A 13,432-nucleotide genomic window follows, 5' to 3' on the forward strand; every position below is an offset into this window, starting at 1 on the left:
TATGGCGCAGTATCGCGGTGCGCACCTGGCGCGGCCGGGCCTGATCGGCCTCGCCCTGGCCCTGTGCGTGATCGCCATCGGTCTGCAATCCCAGCAGTTCATCCTGCTGGCCACCACCGTGCGTTACGGCGCGGTCTTCCAGGAGGCGGGCGGGCTGAGCGAGGGCGACGAGGTGGTCCTGTCCGGGGTCACCGTCGGGCGGGTCGTCGGCGTGCGCCTCGACAACGGGGACGCACGCGTCGACTTCGCCGTCCAGGACGACATCGTGCTCGGCGCCGACACCGAGGCCAGGATCAAAACCGGCTCCCTGCTCGGCCAGCGGATACTGGAACTGACCTCGCGCGGCGCGAACACCCTGCGCCCTTATCGGGTGATCCCGGTGGAACGGACCTCCTCGCCCTATTCGCTGACCGACGCCGTGGGCGACCTGACCACCAACGTGCGCGAGATCGACACCGCCGCCCTGGATCAATCCCTGACCTTGCTCTCGCAGACCCTCGACCAGATCGCCCCCCACCTCGGCCCGGCGCTGACCGGGCTCACCGAGGTCTCCCGATCGGTCAACAGCCGTGATCAATCGTTGCGCGATCTGCTCGCCGCCACCGCCGAGGTGTCGGGCATCATCGGTGAACGCGGCAGCAAACTGAATACGATGCTGTTGGACGCGAATTCGCTACTTCAGGTACTCGCGCAACGACGGCAGGAGATCGTGGACCTGCTGGCGAACGTCTCGGCGGTGGCCGCCCAGCTCTCGGGCGTGGTGGCCGACAACGAAGCCGAACTCGCGCCCACCCTGGACCGGCTCAACTCGATCGTGGCCATGCTCGAAAAGAATCGCGACAATATCGCCGCCGCGCTACCCGGCCTGGCGAAGGTCTCGCTGACCCAGGGCGAAGCGGTCTCCGGCGGCCCGTTCTACAACGCGTTCGTGGTGAACCTGCTCGACGGTCATCTGATCCAGCCCTTCATCGATCAGGCCTTCGGTGTGCAGCCGCAGAGCCAGTTCCCGGTGCCGACTCCGGCGGCCCCCCGATGACCCGCCGAGTGCTGCTGCGCGGCGGCCTCGCCCTGGTCGTCGCCGTGGCGCTGGTCGCGGGCGGAGCGACCGCGTGGCGAGAATTGTTCGGGCCGTACATGATTCGGGCGGTGTTCACCTCCGCCACCGCGATCTACCCCGGCGACGACGTCCGGGTGTCCGGGGTGAAGGTGGGCTCGATCGTGTCGATCGAACCGCACGGCACCACCACCGAACTGGTCCTGGAAGTCGACCGCGCGGTGCCGGTCCCGGCGCAGGCCCGCGCGGTGATCATCGCGCAGAGCCTGGTCGACGCCCGCTACGTGCAGCTCACCCCCGCCTACCGCGACACCGGCCCGCGCCTGGCCGACGGTGCGACGATCCCGGTGGAACGCACCGCGGTACCGGTCGAATGGGACGAGATCAAAACCCAGCTCACCCGCCTGGCCACCGATCTCGGCCCCGGCACCGAACTGAACTCCAGCTCGCTCGGACAGTTCGTCGACAGTGCCGCGAAGGCCATGGAAGGCAATGGCGACACCCTGCGCCAGGCGCTCACCGAACTGTCCGGGATCGGGCGGATTCTCGCCGACGGCAGCGGCGACATCGTCGGGATCATCAGCAATCTCCAGCGTTTCGTCACCGCGCTGCGCGACAGCAATGTCCAGGTCGTCGAATTCCAGAACCGGCTGGCCTCGCTGACCAGCGTGCTCGACGACAGCCGTACCACCCTCGACGCCGCGCTGAACGAACTCGCGCACGCGGTCACCGAAGTACAGCGCTTCGTCCGCGACAACCGCGACCGGGCCGGTCAGCAACTACAGGGCCTGGTGAACGTCACCCAGAACCTCGTCGACCATCGCGACGACCTCGAACAGCTGCTGCACATCTTCCCGACGAGCATGGCCAACTTCTACAACATCTACAACCCGGACACCGGAACCGAAGCGGGCGTCTTCGGGCTCAACAACTTCTCCAACCCGGTGCAGCTGGTGTGCTCGGCGATCGCGTCCATCGAGAACACCACCTCGGCGGAATCGGCCCGCAAATGCCACCAGTACCTCGGCCCGATCCTGCCCCTGCTCAACAGTGCCGAGCTGAACAATCTGCCGATCCCGATCAATCCGGTGCTCAGCCCGGCCGCCCAGCCGGAGAACATCATCTACACCGAGCCCGATCTCGTGCCGCAGGCCGTCGGGGAACCGGCACCACCGACGGTAACGCTGCCGACCCTGGCCGACATTCTGTTCCCGGGAGGACCGCGATGACGCGAACCATGTACCGGCGCAAGCGGATCGGGGCGCTGGCCGCCGCGATCGCCCTGTCGCTGACCGGTTGTGGCTGGCAAGGCGTGAACTCGCTGCCGCTGCCCGGCGCGGAGGGCGGTTCCGACTCGATGAGACTGTCGATCGAGATCGCCGATGCCGGGACGCTGGTGGCGAACTCGCCGGTGCTGGTCGATGATGTGGTGGTCGGCAGCGTGCGGCGGATCCGGCTGGCCGGCTGGCACGCCGTGGTCGATGTCGACATCCGGCCCGAGACCACCGTGCCGGGCAATGTGGTCGCCACCATCGGCCAGACCAGCCTGCTCGGCTCCAGCCACCTGGCCCTCAACCTGCCCGACGGCGCCACGCCCGCCGGGGCACTGGCTCCCGGCAGCACGATCGGACTGAACCGGGCCTCGACCTATCCCTCGACCGAGCAGACCCTGGCCTCGCTGTCGGTGGTGCTCAACGGTGGTGGGCTCGGCCAGCTCGACGACATCGTCTCCGGCCTCGGCGACGCCTTCGACGGTCGCCAGCAGCAGATCGGCACCCTGCTCACCCGCCTCGACACCGTCATGGGCACCCTGGCGAACCAGCGCGACGACATCGTCGCCGCGATGCGCGGACTCGAACGGCTCTCTGCCACCTTCGCCGGTCAGCGTGACGTACTCACCGACACACTGCGGGAACTGCCCGCCGCCCTCGATGTCCTGCTGGCCGAACGCCCCGCCCTGACCACCGCACTGGACCGGTTGCGGGTCTTCAGCGGCACCGCGAATGCGGTCGTCACCGAGGTGGGATCGGATCTGGTAGCGAATCTGCGCAACCTCGAACCGACCCTGCGCGCCCTCGCCGATGTCGGCCCGCGCATCGACGCCGCGCTGGCCTACGCCACCGTCTACCCCTACGGGCAGTCGGTGATCGACCGCGCGGTGCGCGGCGACTACCTGAATCTGCACGCCACGGTCGACCTCACCGTGCCACGGCTGCGCCGGGAACTACTGCTCGGCACCCCCTTCGGTGACCCGACCGCCGTGGTGCAGGCCGCCGTGGGCGATCCGGGGTATGCCCGGCCGACCTCCGATCCGCTCGGCGTCGGCGTGGAACCCGTTCCGGGAGAACGCTGATGCTGCTGTCCAGATTCGTCCGCGCGCAACTGGTGATCTTCGCGGTGCTGTCGGTGATCGGGTTGACGGTGATGCTGACGGTGTATGTGCGCCTGCCCGCGCTGCTGGGGGTCGGCACCCACACCGTCTACCTCGAGCTGCCCGAATCCGGTGGCCTGTACCGGTTCGGCAATGTCACCTATCGCGGCGTGCAGGTCGGCAAGGTCACCGCCGTCGAACTGACCGCGACCGGAGTACGGGCGACCATGACCGTGGATGCCGGGCGGCCGATTCCGGCCGATCTCGAGGCGCAAGTGCGCAGTGTGTCGGCGGTGGGGGAGCAGTACGTCGACCTGCGGCCGCGGACCGACTCGGGGCCCTACCTGCGCGACGGGTCGGTGATCACCGCCGCCGACGCCACCGTGCCCCAGCAGGTCGGGCCGATGCTGGACCGGCTAAGCGCCCTGGTCGGGACGATTCCCGTCGACCGGCTGCACGAGCTGCTGGACCGGCTGTTCCAGGGCGTGAACGGGGCGGGCCCGGAGCTGGACTCACTGCTCGCCTCAGCCGCGACCATTACGAAAAGCCTGAATTCCGTGTCGGATTCGACCGCGACACTGATCACCGACAGTGTGCCGCTGCTGGACGCGCAGGCCCGCACCACCGATGCCATCCAGCTGTGGACGCGCAGCCTCGCCGGGGTCACCGGCCAGCTCGTCGCCGACGATCCACAGGTCCGTTCGCTGTTGCAGGCCGGGCCGGGGTTCGCCGACGAGGTGAGCGCGCTGTTCGAGTCGGTCGAGCTGACACTGCCGGTGCTGCTGGCGAATCTGACCACGATCGGGCAGCTCGCCGTGACCTACAACGCGGGCCTGGAACAGATCCTGGTCCTGCTCCCGCCGTCGATCTCGATGATCCAGGCGGTCCAGCCCAACCGCAATGCCTCGGGCCTGGGCCTGGGCGACTTCCGCTTCGGCAACCTGTCCGACCCGGTGACCTGCACCGTCGGTTTCCTGCCGCCGTCCATGTGGCGGTCCCCGGAGGACACCGAGACCATCGACACCCCCGACGACATGTACTGCAAGCTGCCCCAGGACTCCGATATCGCGGTCCGCGGCGCCCGCAACATCCCGTGCGCCGCGCGCCCGGGCAAACGCGCGGCGACGGCGGCGCTGTGCAACAGCGACGAGGAGTACGTCCCGCTGGCCGACACCCAGCCCGCCACCGGCCCCTATCCCCGTGATCCGAACCTCGAAGAGCAGGGAATTCCCGCCGACACCCGGCCGGTGCCGCTACCGGGCGATCGGCCGTCGAACGCCGTGCCGTCGCGGCTCGGAGCCGGGCTCGCCGAATACGATCCGCGGACCGGCAACTACGTCGGTCCCGACGGCAACCTGTACCGGCAGAGCGATCTCGCCGAACCGCCCGGCGGGCAGTGGCAGCGGCTGCTCCCGACGGGCTGACCCGGTGGTCTGGTCATGATCAACTCCGTGTGAGACGCTGGTTCTCGCAGTGAAAAATCTCAATTCTCGACCCTGAAGGGGAACGGCGATGGCCCGATCGAAGATGCTCGTGTTCTCGAATCCGGTGGCAGGTCAGGACACCGAATTCAACGAGTGGTACGACAACGTGCACCTCGGTGAGGTGCTCGCGGTTCCGGGCATCGTCGCCGGTGAACGGTACGGGCGGGTGCCCGCGCAGCTGCCGGGCGGTGACGCCACCGGGCAGAGCTACCTGGCCGTCTACGAACTCGACGCCGACCCGGACGAGGTCGTCAAGTCCTTCCAGGAGCACGCGGCCACCGGCAAGGTCGGGCTCAGCCCCGCCCTGGACCTCACCTCCCTGGCCGTCACCGTGTGGCGCGCGCGCCAGTAACTAGGCGAGCAGCTGCGGTTTGCGCCGCGCGGTGTCGAGGAGTTCCTCGACCGAGACGAGCTTGACGCGTGGGCGGTCCAGGGCCGCCCCGCGGTCGCGCTCGGCGGCGTCGATCGCCCGCCAGCCAGGCCAGTCCACGGGAGTCAGTCCCCGGTCGGTCATCGTGTCCAGGAGTGCCCGGCGATCGGCGACCGGGCGATCCAGGTCGCCGTTCGTATGATCGGCGAGGAGGCCGGCGACGGTTTCGGCGGCGCAGGCGCGGTTGGTGCCGATGACCCCGCGCGGCCCGCGTTTGATCCAGCCGGTCACATACACCCCGGGCGCCGCAGTGCCGTCGGCCTCGACCACCCGGCCCGCCCGGTGCGGGACGGTGCCGGTGTGCGCGTCGTAGGGCAGGCCGTCGACCGGTCTGCCGCGATAGCCGATCGAGCGGAAGACCAGGGCGGTCTCGATCGGGTCCGGATCACCGCTCACCCGCAGTCCCTCGACCCGCTCGGTGCCCACCAATTCGCTGGGGGTGGCATGGAATCGGAAGACGATGCGCTTGTTGCCCGGTGTCGGCGGGCGCCCGGCGTATTCGCGGGCCAGCTCGAGTTTGGCCGCGGTCTCGACATCGTCGTCGGGATGCGCCGTCAGATCCCCGGCCTCGATCACCACATCGACCCCGCCGAGATGGCCGAGCGCGCTGAACTCGCCGACCGAGAAGGCCGCCTCGCGCGGCCCACGCCTGCCCAGGATCACCACCTCCTCGATGTGCTGGGCGGACAGCGCCGTCAGCGCGTGGTCGGCGATATCGGTGGCGGCCAGTGTGGCCGGATCGGCCAGCAGCATCCGGGCCACATCGAGGGCCACATTGCCGTTGCCGATCAGGACCGCCCGCCGCGTCGCCAGGTCGAATCGGTGGGCGGCGTGGTCGGGATGCCCGTTGTACCAGCCGACGAAGTCGGCGGCGGCGTGATGTCCGGGCAGGTTCTCGCCGGGGATGCCGAGCGCGCGGCTGTCCGGCGCGCCGACCGCGTAGATCACGGCGTGATGGTGGTCGAGGAGATCCCGGTGGGTCAGCGCGGCCCCGATCTCCACCGCGAGGTGGCAGCCGAAACGTTCGGTGCGAAAAGCGTTGTCGAACACCCGGACCACCGATTTGGTGCGCTGATGATCCGGCGCGACCCCGAAGCGGACCAGGCCGTAGGGCGTGGGTAGCCGGTCGAACAGGTCGACTTCGACGCCGTCGATCGCGAGCAGTTCGGTGGCGGCGTAGCAGGCCGCGGGACCGGCCCCGACGATCGCGACCCGTAGCGCGCCGGGTGCGACGGCGGCGCGCGGCGCCGGGGCGGTGATGTCACCCATTTCGAGCGGATGCTGGTGGAAATAGGCGGCATTGAGTTCCCGGAAGCGCTCCTGCTCCGGCGGCAGATCGTATTCGGAGTAGATCGCGTCGACCGGGCACTCGTCGGCGCACGCGCCGCAATCGATGCAGGTCTCGGGATCGATGAACAGCATCTGGGTGCCGTCGTCGCCCTCGCTCGGGCGGATGCAGTCCACCGGGCAGGCCGCGATGCACGAGGCGTCCTTGCAGCAGTTCTGGGTGATGACGTAGGCCACGGCGGTTCCTCGAAGTCCGGAAATAATCTTCTTATCTGAAGAGTACATACTATCCTGAGAACAAGAATGACGTTCTCGCCGTGGTGGGAGCAGAGGAGGCCGGTCGGATGTTGCTCGAGTTCGACGACGATCAGCGGTGGTGGCAGCACACCGTGCGCGAGGTCGTCGCGAAACACTGTCCGCCCACCCTCGTCCGGGCCGTCGCCGACCAGGGTGCCGACCCCGGCCCGCTGTGGAAGCGCTATGTCGAGCACGGCTGGACGGCGATGACCGACCGCGACAATGCCGTCGAGCTGACCATCGTGCACGAGGAATTGGGCCGCGTCTGCGATCCGACGCCGTACCTGGCGACCACCAGCCAGTTCGCGCCGCTGGTGCCGCAGGCGCCCGCCACGGTGGCCGGTGCCGCGGTGTTCGCCGGCATCACGCCCCGGCGCGAGGGTGCCGAGTGGGTGCTGCACGGGACGGCCGAGGTGCTCGACGGTGATCGGGCCGAACTGCTCGCCGTGGTCACCGGCGCCGGTGTCTTCGTGGTCGAGGCGGGACAGGTGCACACGCGCCGCTCGGCGATCTTCGATCCGGTGCTGCATCTGGCCACCGTGACCTTCGACCACGTGCGCGTCGCGGCCGACAGCGCCACCGGCGCCGATGTCGGGATCGCGCGGGCGTGCGCGTTGACCGGGCTGGCCGCGACCATGGTCGGCGCCTGTCAGCGGGTGCTCGACCTGGTGGTGGCGCACGTACGCGAACGCCGCCAATTCGGTGCTCCCCTCGGGTCTTTCCAGGCGGTGGCGCACAAGGCCGCCGACATGCACGTCGCCGTGGAGCGGGCCCGCGCGCTCACCTATTGGGCCGCGCTGACCCTGGCCGAGGCCGACGAACGCGCCGGGCTCGCGGCGGTGATGGCCAAGGCGGCGGCGGGCGAGTGTCAGGAACTGGTCTTCCGGCACGGGCTGCAACTGTTCGGCGCCATGGGCTACACGTGGGAGAACGACCTGCAGTTCGCGCTGAAGCGGGCCAAGGCGGGGGAGATGCTGCTCGGCGGAACCGACGAGCACCGGGCGACGATTGCGAGGCAGTACCGTGCAGCTGCGGTTTGACCAGGACGTGGAGGATTTCCGCGCCGACCTGATCGCCTTCCTCGACGAGCACCTGCCCACCGACGCGGGCGCGGCGCCGCGCCCCCGCTCCAGCGCGCACCTGCCGGACTGGGCGCGCCGCTGGCAGCGGACGCAGTTCGACGCGGGCTGGCTGGTGCCCGGCTATCCGCCGGAGTTCGGCGGGCGCGACGCCGGGATCGTGCAGCAGTACGTGCATCGCGAGGAACTGGCCAGGCGCGGCATCCACGAGAGCTTCAATCCGCAGGGCGTCGGCATCGTGGCCGCCTCGCTGATCACCTTCGGCACCCCCGAACAGCAACGCCGCTGGGCGATCCCGGTGCTGCGCGGCGACCTGACCGCCGCCCTGGGCATGAGCGAACCCGGCGCCGGCTCGGATCTGGCCGGGCTGAGTACCCGGGCCGTGCGTGACGGCGACGACTTCGTGGTCACCGGCCAGAAGGTGTGGACCTCCGGTGCCCACGACGCCGATGTGCTGCTGGCCTTCGTGCGCACCGACCCCGACGCGCCCAAACACCGTGGCATCTCGGCGATCCTGATCCCCACCGACCTGCCCGGCGTCGAGCGCAGGCCGTTCGCCTCGGTAGCCGACCCCGGCGACCTGGACTTCAACGAAGTCTTCTTCACCGAGGTCCGGGTGCCCGCGGCGAACATCGTCGGCGAGGTGAACCAGGGCTGGCGGGTGGCCAACGGCTCACTCGGCCACGAACGCACCCTGCTCTGGCTGAGTTTCGCCAGCCGCCTCGACGGCCTGCTCGCCGACTTCCACCCGGCCACCCCGCTCGACGCCGACCGCTACGCCACCCTCGCCCTCGACGCCCAGGCCCTGCGCCTGCTCGGTTCGCGCGCGCTGGCCGGCGCGGCCCGCGGCGAGGACGACGTCGCCGGCCTGTCGGTACTGAAACTGCTCGGCTCCGAAGCGGTCCAGGCCGGTGCGTCCGCGGCCTTGACCGCCGCGGGCCCGCGCGGACTCGTCCACCCCGATGTCACCGCCCGCTACAGCCCGCTGAGCCTCGAGGAATCGGCCCCCGGCTGGTTCGAACGCTACGTCCGTTCCTTCGCCGGCACCATCGCCGGCGGCACCTCCGAGATCCAGCGCACCATCATCGCCGAACGCATCCTCGGCCTGCCCCGGACCTGAGTCAGCGGCGCTGTAGGCCGCGCACCGCGGGGGCGACCCAGGTGGTGAGATAGGCGCGCAGTTCGGTGCCGCGCCGCGGCGGGCGACCCGGGTCGAGCACGAACGACGCGACGACGCGCAGCATGTGCTCGACGAGTTCGTCGAGGCGGCTGCCGGTGATGCCGGCCTGGTCCCAGTCGACGGCGAAGCGTTCCAGGATGCTGCGGCCCAGGGCGAGCGCCGTGTCCGAGGTGACCTCGGCGGGGAACGCACTGGCACGGCCGGGCATCAGCAGCAGACTGAGGTAGCGGTCCTCGGGCAGTGTCTCGAGTGTGTACGCGATGCCCTCCACCACGGCCTCGGCGGGATCGGTGATGCGGTCGAGTTCCGCGGCGAGGACATCGAGGAAACGGCCGGTCTCGGCCAGCGCGGTCGCGGTGATCAGCGCGTCGGCATTGGGGAAGTAGCGGTAGACCGTCTGCCGGGTGACGCCCAGTTCCCGCGCGATCTCGGCCATGGTGAAGGCCGCGCCGGAGCGTTCGATAACCGCGCGCGCGGCGGTCAGAATGCGGTCGACCGCCTCGGCGTCGGTGCCCGGCACCGTGCCCGACCAGCCATGCCTGCGCAAGTGAACCTCCCTGGGTAAACCGGTATGCCGCCGACCCTATCGGCTGCGCACCGCAGGCACGGGTTCTCCCGATTCAGACCATACATTCAAGTTGATATGTATGGTCTGAATGGAGCTCGTGAAAGGACCAACTCATGCCGCACCCACCCGCCGCAGGCCTCACCGACGATCTGACCCGCCGTGCCCTGCGGCTGGTCCTCGACGGCACCACCGACATGGCCGAATCCACCCTGCGCGTCCCGCTGCACTACTACCGCGATCCGAAGATCACCGAGGTCGAGGAATCGCAGATCCTGCGCCGCACACCCCTGGCCGTCATGCCCTCGGCCCGCATCCCCGAACCCGACGACTACGTGGTCCGCACCGTCCTCGGCGATTCGCTGCTGATCACCCGCGACCGCACCGGCACCGCGCACGTGCTGCTGAACTACTGCCGGCATCGCGGCGCGCAACCCGCCTGCGGATCGGGCAAGGCCACCCGCTTCACCTGCCCCTATCACGCCTGGACCTACCGCAACACCGGCGAACTGGTCGGCGTGCCGGGGAAAGCCGGGTTCACCGGGATGGACCGCGGCGACTACGGCCTGGTCGAACTGCCCAGTCAGGAACGGCACGGCTTCATCTGGACGGTGCTGACCGCGGGCGGCGAGATCGATGTCGACGCCCACCTCGGCGCGATGGGACCGGAACTGGCGCAGCTCGACTACGCCTCCTACGGGTACCACGACGAACGCGAATTCGTTTCCGAGGTCAGCTGGAAGGGCGCGCTGGAAGCCTTCGCCGAGAGCTATCACTTCCCCTTCGTGCACGGTGAGAGCGTGATCGGGCAGAACACCGTCGCCGACACCTCCACCCACGACTCCTTCGGTCGCCACCACCGCATGGGCTTCCCGTTCAACTGGATCCGGACCCTGGACACCGAGCCCGGCGCCGACTGGAGTCCGCTGATGAACATGGGCGTGATCTACTGGATCTACCCGAACCTCGTGCTGGCCAACAGTCCGGTCGGGGTGGAGATCCTGGACATGCTGCCCGCGGGCGCGCCGACGCGCTGCACCGTGCGCCACAGCTGGATGGCCCGGATCCCCGCCACCGACGACGCCCAGCGCGCGGTGTACGACAGCATCTACCAGCAGGTGCACGCCGCGGTGCGGGACGAGGACTTCGCCATGTTGCCGCAGTGCGGGGAAGGGGTGCGCCGCGGCCAGCACGACCATATGATCATCGGCCGCAACGAGATCGGCGTGCAGCACATGATCCGTACCTTCGCCACCGAACTCGGCGTCGCCCTCGGCTGATGCCCGACCCTTTCATCCCGGAACGAGGAACCATGACCCATCCATCCCGGCCCGCCCAGCTCGACTCCCCGCTGCTGCCCAAACTCTTCTCCCTCGCGGGCAAGGCGCACGTGCGGCTCTACCGGTGGACCGGTGGCCGGATCGGTGGGCTCTGGCGGGTCGGCGCGGGCTGGCGCAAACCGGTCCCCACCCTGTTGCTCGAGCATCGGGGCCGCAAGTCCGGGGTCTGGTACACGACACCGCTGCTCTACCTCGTCGACGGCGCCGACACCGTCATCGTGGCCTCGCAGGGCGGGCTGCCGAAACATCCGCAGTGGTACCACAACCTGCGCGCCGAACCCGACACCCACATCCAGATCCGGCGCGACCGGCTCCCGGTGCGCGCGGAGGTCGCCGACGCCGAGCAGCGGGCCAGGCTGTGGCCACTGCTGGTGGACATCTACGCCGACTTCGACACCTACCAGTCCTGGACCGAACGGGAGATCCCGGTCATCGTGCTGCGCCCGCGCGCCTGAGTCAGTCCACGATCGACAGCGCGGCGCGGGGGCACTGGGCTACCGCGTCGCGGATCAGGGTCTCGGTGCCTGCGCGCAGTTCGGTGTCGCCGAGGTGGCGTGTATTCAAAGGCGTAGAAGGGTGTGGCTCACCCGGCTAGGCTCGGCGGCATGAGGACCGCGGTTGTACGCATCGATGTCGACCCCGACCGGACGCTGACCCCGGCGCGGTGGGCGGCCGGGCTGCGCGCGCTGCGAGCCGACTCCCCGGTGCGACCGAGCGCGGACACCGGCCCGGAACTACGATTCCAGCTCGCCACCGACGACCCGGCCGGCGCCGTGCGCGACCTGGTCGCCGCCTGCGCGCGGGCATTCGGCACCACCCCGGTGCCGGGCGCGGTGACCTTCCTCAGCCGCGGCACCGACGACGACGCGCACGGTGTGCTGGCCGGTTTCGGCCTCACCGGCGAGGTGGACCGCGCCGCCGACATCGCCGGCTTCGACATCGTCACCGTGACCCTGCGTGCCGCCGACCTGACGCGAATCCCGGAGAGCCGGGTACTGACCGCGCTCGAGGCGGCACTGAACGCCGAGGTGCGCCTGCTGCTGCGCTGACCCGCCGGACTCATGGGCTGGCCAGGAATCCGGCGATCGCCGGTGCGGCCAGCACCCACGTGTCGAACAGATTGAACCGGTCGACCCGCCCGGTCGCCCGATCCGCCATGGCCTGCTCCCAGGCGTCCTCCGGCCACGGCGGATCGATCAGCTCCGCGCCCTCGATCAGGCACGAGATCTCCAGCGAAGTGCGCCGCGGATGATCCAGATCGCCCGCGCCGCCGCGAATGATCAAGGTGGGCACCCGGATCCGGTCGAACAGCTCGTCGTCGACACCCGGCACGGTCTGGCCGGGCTTCTGCACGTAGGCGTTGAGCCAGCGCAGCGACAGTTTCACGAACTCGTCGCGGTCGAGCGCCAGCAGCCGCTGCTCGTTGCCGGGATTCTCGGCGACGCGCTCACGCCACTCCCGCAGCTTCAGCAGCCCGGGAATCCCGGCGCCCCGGACCACCTGCAGACTCGGCAGCACGTAGTGCGCGCCGAGATTGAACAGCCCGTAGGTCCCGCCGACGATATTCCACAGCACCAGCCGGGTGACCAGCTCCGGATACTCGATCGCGGTGAGCAGTGAGTCACGCGCGCCTCCTGACCCGCCCGCCAGCGCACACGGACCCAGGTCCAGTTCGGTGAGCAGACCGGCGAGCGTCTCGGCCCGCATATGGGATTCGCTGGCCCCGTAGAACTGGACGTCGGAGGCGCCGCAGTTGGGCCGGTCCCACAGCAGCACGGTGTGTCCGTGCGCGACCAGGGCGTCGGCCAGCGGCCGCAGCCCGGGAATGTCCATCCCGAACCGGCCACCGGGGGTCAGCACCACCGGCGGGCCGGTCGTGCCGAGGATCTCGTAGACGACGCGGCCGCCGTTCACCGTCACAGCGGGCATGACAGGTCCTCTCAGGCCTGGACGACGACAGCGCCGTCGACCACCCGCACCGGATAGGTGCGGATGCTCCACTCCGGCTTGACCGCCGTGGTCCCGGTGGCCAGCTCGAAACCCCACTGATGCCACGGGCAGTAGACGAACTCGTTGTCGCGCACCATCACCGCGTCGCCGGGCACGCTCTCGTCGACCACGGTCTTGCCGCGTGTGCGGCCCGAACACAGCGGTCCGCCTTCGTGCGGGCAGTAGTTGGCGATGGCGTAGAAGGTGCCGCCGACGTTGTACACCCCGACGCCGAACCGCCCGATCGGCACCACCTTCGACGTCCCGGGCGGGATCTCCTCGACGGTGGCGACCACGTGTTCGCGGCCTTGCGCCAGGCGCGGCGGCTCGCCGGAACTCGCGCTGTCCTCGCTCAT

The 13,432-nt window shown here is 69.7% G+C and carries 14 protein-coding genes; 10 read left to right on the plus strand and 4 right to left on the minus strand.

Features of this window, described 5'->3' with window-relative positions:
• The first annotated feature begins 1 nt into the window (after position 1).
• From ACFXK0_RS09100 to ACFXK0_RS09120, 5 genes are all read left to right on the plus strand, one after another.
• Positions 2-1,036 (plus strand): MCE family protein, encoded by a 1,035-nt coding sequence (locus ACFXK0_RS09100; RefSeq protein WP_379409526.1) that lies wholly within the window; start codon positions 2-4, stop codon positions 1,034-1,036.
• Entirely contained in the window at positions 1,033-2,283 is a 1,251-nt protein-coding gene (locus ACFXK0_RS09105) for an MCE family protein (protein WP_379409468.1), read from the plus strand. Before ACFXK0_RS09100 ends, ACFXK0_RS09105 begins: the two co-directional genes overlap by 4 nt.
• The gene (locus tag ACFXK0_RS09110) at positions 2,280-3,407 is read left to right on the plus strand and encodes an MCE family protein (RefSeq protein WP_379409469.1); all 1,128 of its coding nucleotides are present in this window, start codon (positions 2,280-2,282) and stop codon (positions 3,405-3,407) included. Before ACFXK0_RS09105 ends, ACFXK0_RS09110 begins: the two co-directional genes overlap by 4 nt.
• A complete protein-coding gene (locus ACFXK0_RS09115; protein WP_379409470.1) occupies positions 3,407-4,849 on the plus strand; it encodes an MCE family protein in 1,443 nt (480 codons plus the stop codon). The genes ACFXK0_RS09110 and ACFXK0_RS09115 overlap by 1 nt, the downstream gene beginning before the upstream one ends.
• 88 nt (positions 4,850-4,937) lie before the next feature.
• Entirely contained in the window at positions 4,938-5,261 is a 324-nt protein-coding gene (locus ACFXK0_RS09120; protein WP_379409471.1) for a hypothetical protein, read from the plus strand.
• On the opposite strand, the gene ACFXK0_RS09125 is transcribed toward ACFXK0_RS09120, so the two are convergent.
• Complete coding sequence (locus ACFXK0_RS09125) at positions 5,262-6,863, minus strand: FAD-dependent oxidoreductase (protein WP_379409472.1); 1,602 nt, start codon at positions 6,861-6,863, stop codon at positions 5,262-5,264.
• Positions 6,864-6,970: 107 nt separating this feature from the next.
• On the opposite strand from ACFXK0_RS09125, the gene ACFXK0_RS09130 reads away from it, so the two are divergent.
• Positions 6,971-7,963: an acyl-CoA dehydrogenase family protein gene (locus tag ACFXK0_RS09130; protein WP_379409473.1), complete on the plus strand. Its 993-nt coding sequence runs from the start codon at positions 6,971-6,973 to the stop codon at positions 7,961-7,963.
• The gene (locus ACFXK0_RS09135) at positions 7,947-9,122 is read left to right on the plus strand and encodes an acyl-CoA dehydrogenase family protein (RefSeq protein ID WP_379409474.1); all 1,176 of its coding nucleotides are present in this window, start codon (positions 7,947-7,949) and stop codon (positions 9,120-9,122) included. The genes ACFXK0_RS09130 and ACFXK0_RS09135 overlap by 17 nt, the downstream gene beginning before the upstream one ends.
• Before the next feature lies 1 nt (position 9,123).
• Here ACFXK0_RS09135 and ACFXK0_RS09140 read toward each other — a convergent pair whose 3' ends face one another.
• A complete protein-coding gene (locus ACFXK0_RS09140) occupies positions 9,124-9,729 on the minus strand; it encodes a TetR/AcrR family transcriptional regulator (protein WP_379409475.1) in 606 nt (201 codons plus the stop codon).
• A gap of 134 nt (positions 9,730-9,863) precedes the next feature.
• Between ACFXK0_RS09140 and ACFXK0_RS09145 the strand changes: the two genes are divergently transcribed.
• The 3 genes from ACFXK0_RS09145 (at position 9,864) to ACFXK0_RS09155 (ending at position 12,136) form a co-directional block, all read left to right on the plus strand.
• Positions 9,864-11,027 (plus strand): SRPBCC family protein, encoded by a 1,164-nt coding sequence (locus ACFXK0_RS09145; protein ID WP_379409476.1) that lies wholly within the window; start codon positions 9,864-9,866, stop codon positions 11,025-11,027.
• Positions 11,028-11,059: 32 nt separating this feature from the next.
• The gene (locus ACFXK0_RS09150; RefSeq protein WP_379409477.1) at positions 11,060-11,542 is read left to right on the plus strand and encodes a nitroreductase family deazaflavin-dependent oxidoreductase; all 483 of its coding nucleotides are present in this window, start codon (positions 11,060-11,062) and stop codon (positions 11,540-11,542) included.
• A gap of 150 nt (positions 11,543-11,692) precedes the next feature.
• Positions 11,693-12,136 (plus strand): hypothetical protein, encoded by a 444-nt coding sequence (locus ACFXK0_RS09155; protein ID WP_379409478.1) that lies wholly within the window; start codon positions 11,693-11,695, stop codon positions 12,134-12,136.
• A 10-nt stretch (positions 12,137-12,146) separates the two neighbouring features.
• Here the strand turns inward: ACFXK0_RS09155 and ACFXK0_RS09160 are convergent, their stop codons facing one another.
• Together ACFXK0_RS09160 and ACFXK0_RS09165 are read right to left on the minus strand one after the other, a co-directional pair.
• The gene (locus tag ACFXK0_RS09160; protein WP_379409479.1) at positions 12,147-13,016 is read right to left on the minus strand and encodes an alpha/beta fold hydrolase; all 870 of its coding nucleotides are present in this window, start codon (positions 13,014-13,016) and stop codon (positions 12,147-12,149) included.
• A gap of 11 nt (positions 13,017-13,027) precedes the next feature.
• Complete coding sequence (locus tag ACFXK0_RS09165) at positions 13,028-13,432, minus strand: Rieske (2Fe-2S) protein (protein WP_379409480.1); 405 nt, start codon at positions 13,430-13,432, stop codon at positions 13,028-13,030.

The sequence above is a fragment of the Nocardia sp. NPDC059177 genome, from assembly GCF_042755165.1.
In the GTDB taxonomy this organism is placed as follows: Bacteria; Actinomycetota; Actinomycetes; order Mycobacteriales; family Mycobacteriaceae; genus Nocardia.